General features: G+C 70.6%; 8 protein-coding genes. 7 read left to right on the plus strand and 1 reads right to left on the minus strand.

Features of this window, described 5'->3' with window-relative positions:
• The first annotated feature begins 739 nt into the window (after positions 1 to 739).
• The 6 genes from J2847_RS32455 (at position 740) to yddG (ending at position 12269) form a co-directional block, all read left to right on the plus strand.
• Positions 740 to 4852 (plus strand): Pls/PosA family non-ribosomal peptide synthetase, encoded by a 4113-nt coding sequence (locus J2847_RS32455; protein WP_325169532.1) that lies wholly within the window; start codon positions 740 to 742, stop codon positions 4850 to 4852.
• Positions 4853 to 5166: 314 nt separating this feature from the next.
• A complete protein-coding gene (locus J2847_RS32460; protein ID WP_209782864.1) occupies positions 5167 to 6801 on the plus strand; it encodes a fumarate hydratase in 1635 nt (544 codons plus the stop codon).
• A gap of 160 nt (positions 6802 to 6961) precedes the next feature.
• Entirely contained in the window at positions 6962 to 7642 is a 681-nt protein-coding gene (locus J2847_RS32465; protein ID WP_209782865.1) for an RluA family pseudouridine synthase, read from the plus strand.
• A gap of 57 nt (positions 7643 to 7699) precedes the next feature.
• The gene (locus tag J2847_RS32470; RefSeq protein ID WP_209782866.1) at positions 7700 to 9184 is read left to right on the plus strand and encodes an ATP-binding protein; all 1485 of its coding nucleotides are present in this window, start codon (positions 7700 to 7702) and stop codon (positions 9182 to 9184) included.
• A gap of 346 nt (positions 9185 to 9530) precedes the next feature.
• The gene (locus J2847_RS32475) at positions 9531 to 11156 is read left to right on the plus strand and encodes a methyl-accepting chemotaxis protein (RefSeq protein WP_233474945.1); all 1626 of its coding nucleotides are present in this window, start codon (positions 9531 to 9533) and stop codon (positions 11154 to 11156) included.
• A gap of 195 nt (positions 11157 to 11351) precedes the next feature.
• Positions 11352 to 12269 carry an aromatic amino acid exporter YddG gene (gene yddG / locus J2847_RS32480; RefSeq protein ID WP_209782868.1) on the plus strand — a complete coding sequence of 306 codons (918 nt, stop codon included), beginning with the start codon at positions 11352 to 11354 and terminating at the stop codon, positions 12267 to 12269.
• Between the two features lie 42 nt (positions 12270 to 12311).
• On the opposite strand, the gene gcvA is transcribed toward yddG, so the two are convergent.
• A complete protein-coding gene (gene gcvA / locus J2847_RS32485) occupies positions 12312 to 13214 on the minus strand; it encodes a transcriptional regulator GcvA (protein WP_209782869.1) in 903 nt (300 codons plus the stop codon).
• A gap of 160 nt (positions 13215 to 13374) precedes the next feature.
• Here gcvA and J2847_RS32490 point away from each other — a divergent pair, with 160 nt between their 5' ends.
• Positions 13375 to 15033 carry a thiamine pyrophosphate-binding protein gene (locus tag J2847_RS32490; RefSeq protein ID WP_209782870.1) on the plus strand — a complete coding sequence of 553 codons (1659 nt, stop codon included), beginning with the start codon at positions 13375 to 13377 and terminating at the stop codon, positions 15031 to 15033.
• Positions 15034 to 15055 lie beyond the last annotated feature (22 nt).

The raw sequence follows: 15055 nt of genomic DNA on the forward strand, positions 1-15055 counted from the left end.
TCCGCGTGTGTGCCGATCCCAAACCGAACCGGAACCCTCGCTCCAACGGCACCAAAAGCACCGCCGCCTGCGCATCCCTTCTCACAACACGGTATTAACTTGTCAATGATCCCGCCGACACCGAACCGGCCTTGCCCCGCCACCTCATCCGAGGGTCGGGCGCATCGGCCGTCTTGTCTGGCTCCCCGTCGCGTCGCCGCCTGCCGTCCTCGTGGACCGCGTCGGCGTCGTTCGCGTCGGGAGGCGCTTTATAGGCGGACAGACCGAACCCCGCAAGCGCTTTTTTCGTCCTCCCTGCGTTTTTTCCGGGCAGGGGTAAAGCGCCGATGAGGACATCCATATAAGGGCCGCCCCCTACTCAACTCCCCTGACATGCGGATGGCTGCCTGGAATGGCACACTGGCGCGCAACTGTGCAGCGGCAAGTCGGCAGGGGCTTGACCACGGCAACGGGGCGGCTCATCAAAGCGTTGACGGCGCGGCCGCTCTGTGACCGTCGAGGACAGGAACAATCTTACACTTGGTCGGTATTGATCGTGCTCTTGACGCGCCAGAACAGACCAAGTCGTTCCGCCAGCCCATCGGCCGTGTGGCGGCCAAGCTCTTGTCAACGTTTCATTAACCAAGAAATCCTAGAACTGACCGGCGGCATCGCGCCGCCTTCAGCCGACCGCCGGGGCCGCCTTGATCGGGCCCGCATGGCGCCACCGCGCTGAGTCCACATGGAAGGCTGATACAGCGTGACACTGCTGAGCGCACGGGCTCCCGCCCAGGACGAAGTCAACGCGTCCCTCCTCTCCCCCGTTTCCGAGCGCGCGCCCCGTCCGGGCGCGGCGTCGATGCTGGCCGGGGCGGTGGAGCCGTCCTTCCTGCGCGACGAATTGCTGCCGGACATTCCCGCCGCCACCGCCGCCCGCTCCCCCGACCGCACCGCCATCCTGTTCGACGGCCGCCGCGTCAGCTACGCCGAGCTCGACGCGCGGGCCAACCGCGTCGCCAACGGCCTGCGGGCGCGCGGCATCGGGCGCGGCTGCTTCGTCGGGCTGTGGATGGCGCGGTCGCTCGATCTGCATGTGGCGCTGCTCGGCGTCCTCAAGGCGGGCGCCGCCTATCTGCCCTTCGACGCCGATGCTCCGGCCGAGCGCGTCTCGGTCAGCTTGGCCGACTGCGCGGCGCCGGCGATCCTCGTCGATCTGGTCACCGGGTCGAAGGTCGCCGGCCTCGGGCCTGAGTTGGGCGTCGAGGCGCTGCGCATCGGCGACGTGCTGTCCGACGACGACCGCCCGCTCGATCTGCGCGCCGACGGCGTGACGCCGGACGACCCGGCCTACGCGATCTACACCTCGGGCTCGACCGGCAAGCCCAAGGGCATCGTCATCACCCACCGCAACATCTGCCATTACCTGCGGGCGGCCAACAGCGTCTACGGGCTGAGCGAGGACGACGTCGCCTTCCAGGGCGCCTCGGTGGCCTTCGACCTGTCGCTGGAGGAGATCTTCGTTCCCTATCTGGCCGGTGCCACCCTGTGGGTGGCGAGCCGCCAGACGCTCGACGAGGCCGACCGGCTGGCCGACGTGCTCAACGAGGCCGGCGTCACCGTGCTCGACACCGTGCCGACCCTGCTGGCGATGCTGCCCAAGGACGTGCCGTCGCTGCGCGTCGTCATCCTCGGCGGCGAGGCCTGTCCGCCCGCCGTCGCGGCGCGCTGGTGCCGGCCCGGCCGCCGGCTGTTCAACAGCTACGGCCCGACCGAGGCGACCGTCGTCGCCACCATCGCCGAGGTGCGGCCCGACACGCCGGTCACCATCGGCCGGCCGATCCCCAACTACACCGCCTACGTCGTCGACGACGCGCTGAACCCGGTCCCCGCCGGCACCCAGGGCGAGCTGCTGATCGGCGGCCCCGGCGTCGCCCAGGGCTATCTCGGGCGGCCGGAGCTGACGGCGGAGAAGTTCATCGCCAACCCGTTCTACGCCAACGGCGGCGATCCCCTGCTCTACCGGTCGGGCGACGCGGTCAGCGTCGACGGCGACGGCAACCTGCTGTTCCACGGCCGCATCGACGACCAGGTGAAGATCCGCGGCTTCCGGCTGGAACTGGGCGAGATCGAGGCCAAGCTGACCGACCTGCCGGGCGTGGCCCAGGCGACGGTGGTGCTGCGCAACGACCATGGGCTCGACCGGCTGGTCGCCTTCCTGGTCGCGCAACCCGGCGCCGCGCTGGACGTCGCCACCCTGCGGACCGCCCTGCGCGCCCAGCTTCCCAGCTACATGGTTCCCGCCCATTACGAGCGGGTCGACAGCCTGCCCCGCCTGACCTCCGGCAAGGCCGACCGCAAGACCCTGCAAGCGGCGCCGCTGACCGAGGACAACGCGGCTTCCGAGCAGGACGAACCGCGCGGCGCGACGGAGGCCGCCCTGCTGGCCGCCGCCCGCCGCGTGTTCCCCGGACAGGCGATCCCGCTGGAGGGCGACTTCTTCCTCGACCTCGGCGGCCACTCGCTGCTGGCGGCGCGCTTCGTCTCGGCGGTGCGCGAAACCGCCGGCCTGGGCGGGCTGACGCTCCAGGACGTCTACGGCGCCCGCACGCTGCGGGCGATGGCCGAGCGGCTGGAGGCGCGCACCCCGCGCAACCCCGGCGGCAAGGTCGACGGCCCGGCCGACCTGTCCTTCGCCCCGCCGCCGCTGCGCCGCCGCCTGCTCTGCGGGCTGGCCCAGGCCGCGGCGCTGCCGGTCGTCCTGGCGCTGATGACGGCGCAGTGGCTCGGCGTCTTCGTCAGCTACATGCTGCTGTCCGGCGAGGACGCGACGCTGCTGACCGAGGTCGCCACCCTGCTCGGCGTCTACGTCGTCATCAACATCGCCACGCTGATCATCGCGGTCGCCGCGAAATGGCTGATCATCGGCCGCACCAAGCCGGGCCGCTACCCGCTGTGGGGTGCCTATTACTACCGCTGGTGGCTGGTGCAGCGTTTCGTCAGCCTGATCCATTTGAAGTGGTTCCAGGGCTCGCCGGTGATGCGGCTGTTCCTGCGGGCGCTCGGCGCCAAGGTCGGCAGCGGCGCGCTGATCGGCGAGATCGAGTCCGGCGCCATCGACCTCGTGTCGATCGGACGCGGGGCCGCCATCGGCGGCAAGGTGAAGCTGGCCAACGCCGAGGTGATCGGCAACGAGCTGGTCATCGGCGAAATCGAGATCGGCGACGACGCCTACGTCGGCACCTCCTGCGTCATCGGGCATGGGGCCGTGGTCGGAACGGGCACCGAGCTGGCCGACCTCACGGCGTTGCCCGCCGACACCCGCACCGGGGCGTACGAGATGTGGGACGGCTCGCCGGCGCGGCGCGTCGGCATGGTCGACCGCGACGCCCTGCCGGCGGAGGCCGAGGCCGGCCCGCTTCGCAAGGCGGTGCAGGCGGTGGTCTACGCCGTCGCCGTGCTGGCCCTGCCGCCGATCGCGCTGATCCCGATCTTTCCGGCCTTCTACCTGTTCGACCGGCTCGACGCCGCGATGGGCGGGCTGTTCAAGGTCAACTACCTGTATTACGTGCCGGCCATCGCCTGGCCGACGGCGATGGCGCTGGTCGGGGTGACGGTGCTCATGATCGCCGCCCTGCGCTGGACCCTGCTGCCCAAGGTGAAGGCCGGGACCTACTCGGTGCATTCCTGGTTCTACGTCCGCAAATGGATCGTCGCGCTGTCGACCGAGGTGATGCTGGAAACGCTCAGCTCGCTCTACGCCACCGTCTACATGCGGGCCTGGTACCGGCTGATGGGGGCGAAGATCGGCCGCGACGCCGAGATCTCGACCAACCTCGCCGGCCGCTACGATCTGGTCGAGATCGGCGAGAAATGCTTCATCGCCGACGAGGTGGTGCTGGGCGACGAGGACATCCGGCGCGGCTGGATGGAGCTGAAGCCGGTGAAGACCGAGGCGCGCGTCTTCGTCGGCAACGACGCCGTGGTGCCGCCGGGCGCCATGATCCCGACCGGCTCGCTGATCGGCATCAAGTCCAAGCCGCCGGCCAACGCCGCCATGCAGGCCGGCGACACCTGGTTCGGCAGCCCGCCGATGAAGCTGCCGGTCCGCCAGAAGTTCGACAATGTCGGCGCCGCCTGGACCTTCGAGCCGTCGCGCGCCCGCCGGCTGGGCCGCGCCGTGTTCGAGGCCTTCAGCCTGTCGATGCCGACGATGCTGTTCATCACCTTCGGCACGCTGGCGGTCGAGCTGTTCGCCCCGGCGATCCTGGAAGGCCGCTACGGCGACTTCCTGTGGCAGTTCATGGGCGTCAGCGTCGCCATCCCGGTCGCGATGGTGCTGATGGTGGTGCTGGTGAAATGGGCGCTGATGGGCCGCTACGCCCCCACCATGAAGCCGATGTGGTCATGGTGGGCGATGCGGACCGAGGCGGTCGCCGTGCTCTATTGGGGGCTCGCCGGCAAGGTGCTGCTCGACCATCTGCGCGGCACGCCGATGCTGCCCTGGGTGCTGCGGCTGTTCGGGACGAAGTTCGGCAAGGGCGTCTTCATGGACAGCACCGACATCACCGAGTTCGACTGCGTCTCGGTCGGCGACTACGCGTCGATCAACGCGCTGTCGGCCCTGCAAACCCACCTGTATGAGGACCGGGTCATGAAGGTCGGCCGCGTGACGGTCGGCACCGGGGTGACGGTGGGGGCCGGGGCGACCGTGCTCTACGACACCCGCGTCGGCGATTACGCCCGGCTCGGCCCGCTGACGCTGGTGATGAAGGGCGAGGAAATCCCCGCCCACACCGAATGGGCCGGCGCCCCCGCCGAGCCCGTCGGCCAGCGCGAGGCGGAGGCGGCCAAGGACCTCAAGGCCGCCGCCTGACCGGGTCGGGTTTGAGGATAAGGGTTGGAAAGGGCCGCGCATCGTCGCGGCCCTTTTCGTTTGCAGGTATTCCCAGAGCGATCGCAAGCCCTTCTCCCCTCTCCCGCGAGGGGAGAAGGGTTTCCAGCGACTTCAAGCAATCACCCTCGGTCTTTCCGCCCCCGGACGATGGTCCAACCCGCTCCCCAGCCCGTTGTGTCGGCGCCCCAGCGGTGTATAAGGGGGTCCGAGCGCGGCCCCGGCCCCTTCGCGCATCCGGATCGTCGGCTGCGCGGGAGGCGCGGGCGACCCAGCGGATATTGAAGGAACGCCCCATGCCCGACGATCTCTCCCCAGCCCGCGGAGCCACCGGCCTGTTTCCGCTCGCCAAGGACGACACGACCTACCGCAAGCTGACCTCCGATCACGTCTCCGTCATCGAGTTCGACGGCGAGCAGGTTCTCAAGGTCGAGCCGGAGGGCCTGCGTCTGCTGGCCGAGGCGGCCTTCGCCGACATCAACCATCTGCTGCGCCCCGGCCACCTCGCCCAGCTCGCCAGGATCCTGGAGGACGAAGAGGCCTCGCCGAACGACAAGTTCGTGGCGCTCGACCTGCTGAAGAACGCCAACATCGCCGCCGCCGGCACGCTGCCGATGTGCCAGGACACCGGCACCGCCATCATCATGGGCAAGAAGGGCCGCCGCGTCTGGACCAAGGGCGGCGACGAGACCGCCCTGTCGGAAGGCGCCCGCGACGCCTACCTGAAGCGCAACCTGCGCTACAGCCAGCTGGCGCCGATCTCCATGTACGAGGAGAAGAACACCCGCAACAACCTGCCCGCCCAGATCGACATCTATTCGGAGGGCGAGGATTATTACAAGTTCCTGTTCATGGCCAAGGGCGGCGGCTCGGCCAACAAGACCTTCCTGCATCAGGCGACGCCGTCGGTGCTGGCGCCCGACCGGCTGCTGAAGTTCCTGGAAGACAAGATCCGCTACCTCGGCACCTCGGCCTGCCCGCCCTACCACCTCGCCATCGTCATCGGCGGCCTGTCGGCCGAGCAGAACCTGAAGACGGTGAAGCTGGCGTCCGCCCGCTACCTCGACAATTTGCCGACCGAGGGCGGCGAGGACGCGCACGCCTTCCGCGATCTGGCGATGGAGGCCGAGGTCCACAAGCTGACCCAGAGCATGGGCATCGGCGCCCAGTTCGGCGGCAAGTATTTCTGCCACGACGTCCGCGTCATCCGCCTGCCGCGCCACGGCGCCTCGATGCCCATCGGCGTCGGCGTGTCCTGCTCGGCCGACCGCCAGGCGGTGGGCAAGATCACCAGGGACGGCATCTTCCTGGAGCAGCTGGAGACCGATCCGGCCCAGTATCTGCCGGAGATCGGCGACGAGCACCTGTCGGGCGAGGTCGTGAAGATCGACCTGAACCGGCCGATGGACGAGATCCGCGCCACCCTGTCGCAGCACCCGATCCGCACCCGCCTGTCGCTGACCGGCCCGCTGATCGTCGCCCGCGACCTCGCCCACGCCAAGCTGCGCGCCCGGCTCGACGCCGGCGAGCCGCTGCCCGACTATTTCAAGAACCACCCGATCTACTACGCCGGCCCGGCCAAGACGCCGGAGGGCTACGCGTCCGGCTCCTTCGGCCCGACGACGGCCGGCCGCATGGACAGCTTCGTCGACCAGTTCCAGGCGGCGGGCGGCTCGATGGTCATGCTGGCCAAGGGCAACCGCAGCCCGGAGGTGACGGCGGCCTGCAAGCAGCATGGCGGCTTCTACCTCGGCTCGATCGGCGGCGCGGCGGCGCGGCTGGCGCAGGACTGCATCAAGAAGGTGGAGGTCGTCGAGTATCCCGAACTCGGCATGGAAGCCATCTGGCGCATCGAGGTCGAGGATTTCCCGGCCTTCATCATCGTCGACGACAAGGGCAACGACTTCTTCAAGGAGTTGAAGCTCGCCTGACGGCGGCTTACCGCACCACGGCGGCTTGCCCCACCCTAACCCTCCCCCGCTCTCGCGGGGGAGGGGACGGCCGCCGCACTTCGACAAAGCTCCAACAGTTCCCCACCCCCGCGAGAGCGGGGGTGGGTCGGGGTTGGGGGCAAGTGCAGGACAACCCTTCGTGACACCCGCCCAAATCCAGGAGCGCGTCCTCTACCGGGACGGGCTGATGCTGATCATCGACAAGCCCGCCGGGCTGCCGGTCCACGCCGGCCCGGCCGGCGGTCCCAACCTGGAGCGCCATTTCGATGCGCTGCGCTACGGCTTTCCCAAGCCGCCGTCGCTCGCCCACCGGCTCGACCGCGACACATCCGGCTGCCTGATCCTCGGCCGCCACGCCAAGGCGCTGCGCAAGATCGGCATCCTGTTCCAGGACGGCAAGGTCGACAAGACCTACTGGGCGGTGGTCGCCGGCTCGCCGCCGGCCGAGTCCGGACGGATCGAGCTGACCCTGTCCAAGGTCTCCAACAAGACCGGCGGCTGGCGCATCGTCGGCGGTGCCCCCGACGGGCAGACCGCCGTCACCGACTATGTCGTGAAGGGCCGCGCCGACGGTCTGACCTGGCTGGAGCTGACGCCGCACACCGGCCGCACCCACCAGATCCGCGTCCATTGCGCGTCCATCGGCTGCCCGCTGCTCGGCGATCCGCAATATGGCGGGCCGGAGGGGGCGCTGCACCTGCACTCCCGCGCCATCTCCCTGCCGCTCTACCCCAAGCGCGAGCCGGTCGGCGCCGTCGCCCCGGTTCCCGCCCACATGCGCTCGGCACTCGCCGCCTGCGGTTTTACGGAGGCTTCATAGCTTGGGCCTAGGCTCAGGGCTGTCGCTGCACCGCAGCATCAGGGGTGAGGCTTGCGCATGATCCCGATCGGCACGACCACCGCCCGCTGGATGACCCTGCGCTACGGCATCGCGCTGGCGCTGATCGCGCTCGGCACGCTGGCCGGCTTCGTCATGACCGAGCGGGTGATCGGCCAGCACGAGCGCATGCTGGAGGTGGTCAACGTCTCCGGCCGCCAGCGCATGCTGTCCCAGCGCACCGCCCTGCTGGTCGAGCAGCTCAAGCACGACCCCGACGCCTATTCGCGCGCCGACCTCGCCCGCCAGCTCGCCGAGGCCACCGACATGTTCGAGGCCGCCCACCACCGGCTCAGCGGCCGGGACGACGGGGCAGCCGGCGGACCGCTGCTGGGCCCGCCCCCCGGCGACCCGTTCTTCAGCGGGGCGGATGCCCTCGACCCGCTGGTGCGGGGCCACATCGCGGCGCTGCGCGCCGTCATCGCCGCCGCCCCAGCCGGCTTGCCGCCGGGCATGCCGGAGGCCGATTACGTGACCAGCCAGGCGCTGGGGCCGCTGCTCGCCCGGCTGGAGGCCATGGTGGCGCTCTACCAGGAGGAGGGCGAGGCCGGCTTCCACTCGCTGCACCGGATGGGACTGGCGGCGCTGGTCCTGACGCTGCTGACGCTGCTGGTCGAGGCGCTGGTGATCTTCCGCCCGATGACCCGGCATGTCCGCGACCAGTTCACCGAGATCGCCCGCATGACCGGGGCGGTCGAGCGGGCCAACGCGACGCTGGAGCAGCAGGTGCGCGAGCGCACCGCCGAGTTGCACGCCGCCAAGACCGCCGCCGAGCAGGCCCACCGGGCCAAGTCGCGCTTCCTCGCCCACGCCAGCCACGATCTGCACCAGCCGCTCCAGGCGATCGGCATGTTCACCGGCATGCTGGAGCGCCAGACCGCCCAGATCGCTCCAACCACCGCCCAGATCGCCAGGACGGCGGCGCTGCTGGCCGACCTGAAGGCGGCGCAGCGCTCGATGCGCGACCTGCTGAACGCCATCCTGGAAATCTCCAAGCTGGAATCCGGAGTGGTGTCACCGAAGCCCGCCGACCTCCCCCTCTCCCCCCTGCTCGACCAGCTCGAGGCCGAGTTCGCCGGTCAGGCCGAGGCAAAGGGCCTGCGCCTGCGCGCCGTGCCGACCGGCGCGGTGGTGCGCAGCGACCCGGCCCTGCTGGAACGCATCGTCCGCAACCTGATCGCCAACGCCATCCGCTACACCGACGCCGGCGGCGTGCTGGTGGGATGCCGGCGGCGCGGATCCAGCCTGTGGATCGAGGTCTACGACACCGGGCGCGGCATCGCCGAACCCGACCGCCGCCGCATTTTCGAGGAGTTCGTCCAGCTCGACCGCCCCGACCGCGACCGCAGCGAGGGCATCGGGCTTGGGCTGGCCATCGTCGAGCGTCTGGCCCGGCTGCTCGGCCATCCGGTGACGGTGCGCTCGGTCGTCGGCCGCGGCACCGTCTTCGCGGTCTGCGTGCCGGAAGCCGGTCCGGACGCCTGAGGCGAGGCGCCTGGACCGGGCCGCCTCGGACGGCGCGGAGGGGATGGTTGCGCCATCCGCATGGATTCGTTGCGCGCCGCCAACCCTTGCGATTGTTTTCGGTCCGTCGGCGGTGCGCATCACACCCTGTGGCTTGAAATCCTGTTATCCTTCAATATATCTAAATTCCCCTAAAGAATTCCCCCAAAAATATTGGGGCATACTTTCGATCAATTTTTTACAAACGTGTAATCCAACCGCGTTTGATTACCGTAGTATGCTCTGAAGGCTCTGCTATTCAGGGGAATTTGTCATGCGGCTGGACAGCCATGGGGCGTATGCGGGCACCGATACGGATGTCATGCGGTTGAAGGTCTTTCAGATCACGCAGGACGACATCGCGCTGGTGCAGGAACTGGCGCCCTTCGCGCAGCAAAAGTTGCCGCAACTGCTCCAGCAATGGCTGGACCGCTTCGACGCCTGGCCGGAGATGCGCAAGGCCCTGTCCCATCCGGATGTCCACGCCATCCGGGTGCAGCATTGGGTGCGCGCCGTCTCGGGCCGGATCGACGCCGACTTCACCGCCTCCGCCAAGCGGTTGGCCCGCGCCTTCTACGAGAACGGCGTGCCCGGTTACGCCGTCGCCATCTGCCACAACGTCGTGCTGAACGGCATCGCCGAGGAGCTCGGCCTGAACGAACGGGCCGGCGGCCTCCAGTCCCTTCTCGGCCGGGCGGAGGAGCGCCGCAAGGACGCGCTGCGCACGGCGCTGACCAAGCTGACCTGGCTCGACCTCGAACTGCTGCTGGAGACCTACGCCGAGGCCGAGCAGGGCAGCCGGCGCCGGGCGGTGGAGGCGATGGCCGACACGGTGGAGCGCGAGGCGCGCGGCGCGGTGTCGGCCATCGCCGGCCACACCAACGACATGGCGCGCGACGCCGAAAGCATGGCCGGATCCGCCCTGACCGTCGGCGCCAATTCGCGCGATGTCGCCACCGCCGCCGACCAGGCGCTGAACAACGCCCAGACCGTCGCCGCCGCGACCGAGGAGCTGGCCGCCTCGATCCGCGACATCCTCCAGCGGGTCGACCATTCCAGCAAGGTCACCCGCCGCGCCGTCGAGACCGGCAACCGCACCCAGGCGACCATCCGCTCGCTGTCGGAGGCGGTCGGCCGGATCGGCGAGGTGGCGCGGCTGATCGGCGCCATCGCCGGCCAGACCAACCTGCTGGCGCTGAACGCCACCATCGAGGCGGCGCGCGCCGGCGAGGCCGGCAAGGGCTTCGCGGTCGTCGCCCAGGAGGTGAAGAACCTCGCCAACCAGACCGCCCGCTCGACCGACGAGATCGCCCGCCAGATCGGCGAGATCGAGACGGTGACCGCCGCCGCCGTCGCCGCCGTCGAGGAGATCGGCGGAACCATCGCCGAGATCGACCACGTGTCCGGCGACATCGCCCTGGCGATGGAGCAGCAGGCCGAGGCGACGCAGGAGATCAGCCGCAACCTGGTGGAGACCTCCAACGCGGCGCGCGCGGTGTCCGACCGCATCGGCGCCGTGTCGAGCGAGGCGGTGCAGACCGGCGCCCAGGCCGCCGACGTCCAGAAGAACGCCCGCGAGGTGGCGGAGAGCATCGAAGCGCTGCGCCGCGTTCTGGTCCAGGTGGTCCGCACCTCGACCGACGACGCCGACCGTCGCCGGTGGGAGCGCTTCGACGTCAGCGAGCCCTGCGTGATCGAGGTCGGCGCCGACCGGCGCGAGGGGCGCATCGCCAACATCTCGCGGGGCGGCGCCCGCCTCCAGGAGGTCACCGGCCTGTCCGCCGGCGCCAGCGGCGTGCTGACCATCCCGCGGCTCCAGGCCCGCATCGGGATCACCGTGCTGGGGGCGGAGAATGGCGGCGCCCATCTGCTTTTCGAGGCCGGCGCCGAGGCCGAAGAAGCCACCCTCCAGGCGGCCATCGCCTCCATGACGGGCGGGCGGCGCGCCGCCTGAGCCGCCATGGGACACGAATGAACACGGATATCCACGGATGAACACGGATGTGTCGTCCCATTCGATCCGTGTCCATCCGTGAGCCGGCGCAGCCGGCATCCGTGTTCATCCGTGTCAAAATCCCTTTCCCGGCGCACCAGCGCCCCCCAACGTCCGCCCTTGCGCGGTGCGGACCGGCTCCGCTATGCCAGCGGCATGACCATCGACACACTCTCCCCCACCGTGCCGTCCGCCTCGGACGTGCGGCGCGCCACCGGCATCGGCGCCCTCGCCATCCTGCTGTGGTCGTCGGCGGCGCTGCTGACGACGCTGGCGGGCGGGGTGCCGCCCTTCCAGCTCGTCGCCTCGACCTTCGGGCTGGCCTTCCTGACCGGAACGATCGGCGGGCTGATCCGCGGGCGCGACGTGGTGGGGGCGCTGCGCCAGCCCTGGCCGGTCTGGCTGGTCGGAGTCGCCGGCCTGTTCGGCTACCATTTCTTCTATTTCCTGGCCTTCCACATCGCGCCCGGCGCGGCTGTGGAGGTCAACCTGCTGAACTATCTGTGGCCGCTGTTCATCGTGCTGTTCTCGGCGCTGCTGCCGGGGGAACGGCTGAAGCCGGCCCATGTGCTGGGCGCGCTGTGCGGGCTGGCCGGGACGGCGCTGATCGTCACCGGGCGCGGCGGCGGGCTGTCGCTGGCCAGCGAGAACCTGCCCGCCTACGCGGCGGCCTTCGCGGCGGCGGTGATCTGGGGCGCCTATTCGGTGCTGTCGCGCCGCTTCGGCAACGTGCCGACCGAGGCGGTGGGCGGCTTCTGCCTCGTCACCGCCCTGCTCGGCCTCCTCTGCCACCTCGCCTTCGAGACGACCGTGGTGCCGCAGGGATGGGCGTGGCTGGCCCTGCTGGCGCTGGGCATCGGGCCGGACGGGCTGGCCTTCTTCCTGTGGGACCACGGCATGAAGCGCGGCGACATCCGCGCGCTGGGCGTGCTGTCCTACGGGGTGCCGCCGGCCTCGACCCTGCTGCTGATCCTGTTCGGTCAGGCGGTGGGCGGCTGGGCCGTGTGGGCGGCCTGCGCCCTGATCGGCGGCGGCGCCGTGATGGCGAGCTGGGACGTCATCCGCCGGAAATGACGCCGATTCGGTGACACCGGCGCCTTGGGAACCTCCGCAGCCTTACCCGCCCGCCTCCGCCCGCGCGGTGTCGAGCAGCCAGCGGCGGAAGGCGGCGAGCGGCGGGTGGTTGGCCTTGCCGCGCGGGTGCACGAGGTAATAGGCCCGCGCGCTGCGGTGCGGCCGGTCGATCGCCGGCACCAGGGCGCCGTCGGCCAGTTCGCCGCGCACCAGCAGGGTCGGCAGCAGCGCCACCCCCAGCCCGGCCTCGGCCGCCTGTGCGGTGGTGGCGAACTGTTCGAAGAACATGCCGGCGCCGGTGTGCGGCGGCGCCCCCTGCGCCGCGAACCAGTCGGCCCAGGAATCCGGCCGCGTGCTGGTGTGCAGCAGCGGGAGCGCCAGCAGGTCGGCCGGCTCCGCGATCGGATGCGCCTTCAGGAAGGACGGCGCGCAGACCGGCAGCATCGTCTCGTCCATCAGGGGGTCGCAGACCGCGTCCGGCCAGTCGCCCAGCCCGTAATGGATCGCCGCGTCGAGGTCGTGGGTGCGGAAGTCGAAGGGCGCCAGCTTGGTGGTGAAGTGGATGGTGACGTGCGGATGCGCCTCCTGGAAGGCCGGCAGGCGCGGCACCAGCCAGCGCGTCCCGAAGGTCGGCAGGATGGCGAGGTGCAGCTCGCCACCCTTGGGCGCCGCGATCGTCCGCACCGTCGCCGCCGCGATCTGGCGCAGCGCGTCGCGGATCGGCTCGGCGTAGAGCGCGCCGGTCGGGGTCAGGGTGACGCGCTGCCCCTTGCGGGTGAACAGCGGCGTGCCGATCTGGTCCTCGAGCGCCTTGATCTGGCGGCTGACGGCGCCCTGGGTCAGCGACAGCTCGCCCGCCGCCGCGGTGAAGCTGCCGGTGCGCGCCGCCGCTTCGAAGGCGGTCAGCGCGCTCATGGAGGGAAGGAGGCGCCGTTGCAGATCCATGCGGATTCCTAGCACGGCGCAAGGCGTCAGGTCATTACCTCCGCTCATGACCGGCGGAAAGAAAGTCGGTTGCGGCGGGACGCGCGACGGGGCACCGTCGCAAGGTCGCGATTTGGGCGCAAACTGGGACGGCCCAGGACGGAACAGGGGCGAGGGACCGATGAAGAGCGGTGGTCAGTTGGTCGTCGAGGCGCTGGAGGCGCAGGGCGTGCGGCGGGTGTTCGGCGTGCCGGGCGAGAGCTATCTCGCCGTGCTGGACGCGCTGCACGACAGCCCCATCGAGATGGTCGTCTGCCGCCACGAGGGCGGGGCCGCCATGATGGCGGAGGCCCAGGCCAAGCTGACCGGCCGCCCCGGCGTCTGCCTCGTCACCCGCGGCCCCGGCGCCACCAACGCCGCATCGGGCATCCACGTCGCCCAGCAGGACGAGACGCCGCTGGTCGTGCTGGTCGGCCAGATCGAGCGCGGCATGCGCGGCCGCGACGCCTTCCAGGAGGTCGATTACGGCAAGCTGTTCGGCGGCATGGCCAAGTGGGTCGCCGAGATCGACAGCGCCGACCGCGTGCCGGAGATGATCTCGCGCGCCTTCCACACCGCGATGGCCGGCCGCCCCGGCCCGGTGGTGCTGGCGCTGCCCGAGGACACGCTGACCGAGACCGCCGACGCCGCCGTGCCCCTGCGCGCCGAGGCGGTGGAGAGCGCGCCGACCCCGGCCCAGGTCGCCGAGTTCGGCCGGCTGCTCGCCAAGGCCGAGCGCCCGCTGCTGGTCGTCGGCGGCTCGCGCTGGACCGAGGAGTCCGTCGCCGCGCTGCGCGGCTTCGCCGAGCGCTTCTCGCTGCCGGTGGCGGTCACCTTCCGCCGCCAGATGCTGTTCGACCACGGCCACCCGCTCTACGCCGGCGACATCGGGCTGGGCATCAACCCGAAGCTGTCGGCGCTGGTGGCGGACAGCGACCTGCTGATCCTGCTGGGCGACCGCTTCTCCGAGGTGCCGTCGCAGAGCTACACGCTGCTCGGCATCCCCGATCCGGGCAAGGCGGTGGTGCATGTCCATCCCGGCGCCGAGGAGATCGGCCGCGTCCACCGCCCGGCGCTGGGCGTGGTGGCGACGCCGGGCGCCTTCCTCGACGCCGTGTCCGCCCTGACGGTGCCGCCGTCACCCGGCTGGGCCGCCCGCGCCGAAACCGCCCACGCCGCCTACGAGGCCTGGAGCACCCCGCCGGAAAGCGGTCCGGGCGAGGTCCAGATGGGCACGATCATGGCCTGGCTGAACGGCCGGCTGGCCGACGACGCCATCTTCACCAACGGCGCCGGCAACTACGCCACCTGGATCCACCGCTTCCGCCGCTTCCGCCGCTTCGGCACCCAGGCGGCGCCGGTCTGCGGCTCGATGGGCTACGGCCTGCCGGCCGCCGTCGCCGCCAAGCTGGAGCACCGCGAGCGCGACGTGCTGTGCTTCGCCGGCGACGGCTGCTTCCAGATGACCGGGCTGGAGTTCGGCACCGCCGTGCAGGAGGGCGCCGCAATCCTCGTGCTGGTGATCGACAACGGCATGTACGGCACCATCCGCATGCACCAGGAGCGCGAGTATCCCGGCCGCGTCTCGGGCACGCAGCTGCGCAACCCGGACTTCGCCGCCTTCGCCCGCGCCTACGGCGGCCATGGCGAGACGGTGGAGCGCACCGACGAGTTCGCCCCGGCCTTCGAGCGCGCCCGCGCGTCCGGCCTGCCCGCCATCATCCATGTGAAGATCGATCCCGAGGCGCTGACGCCGACCCGGACCCTGTCCGAGATCCGCGCCGCCGGCGCCGCGCGCTAAGAGTTTGTCAAAAGGAGCCACC

Source organism: Azospirillum agricola, assembly GCF_017876095.1.
GTDB classification, from domain to species: domain Bacteria; phylum Pseudomonadota; class Alphaproteobacteria; order Azospirillales; family Azospirillaceae; genus Azospirillum; species Azospirillum agricola.

What these genes read in the sequence shown, in the direction of transcription:
- J2847_RS32460 (WP_209782864.1), top strand. Translation starts at nt 5,167, where the DNA reads ATGCCCGACGATCTCTCCCCAGCCCGCGGAGCCACCGGCCTGTTTCCG.
- J2847_RS32470 (WP_209782866.1), top strand. Translation starts at nt 7,700, where the DNA reads ATGATCCCGATCGGCACGACCACCGCCCGCTGGATGACCCTGCGCTAC.
- yddG (WP_209782868.1), top strand. Translation starts at nt 11,352, where the DNA reads ATGACCATCGACACACTCTCCCCCACCGTGCCGTCCGCCTCGGACGTG.
- gcvA (WP_209782869.1), bottom strand. Translation starts at nt 13,214, where the DNA reads ATGGATCTGCAACGGCGCCTCCTTCCCTCCATGAGCGCGCTGACCGCC.
- J2847_RS32490 (WP_209782870.1), top strand. Translation starts at nt 13,375, where the DNA reads ATGAAGAGCGGTGGTCAGTTGGTCGTCGAGGCGCTGGAGGCGCAGGGC.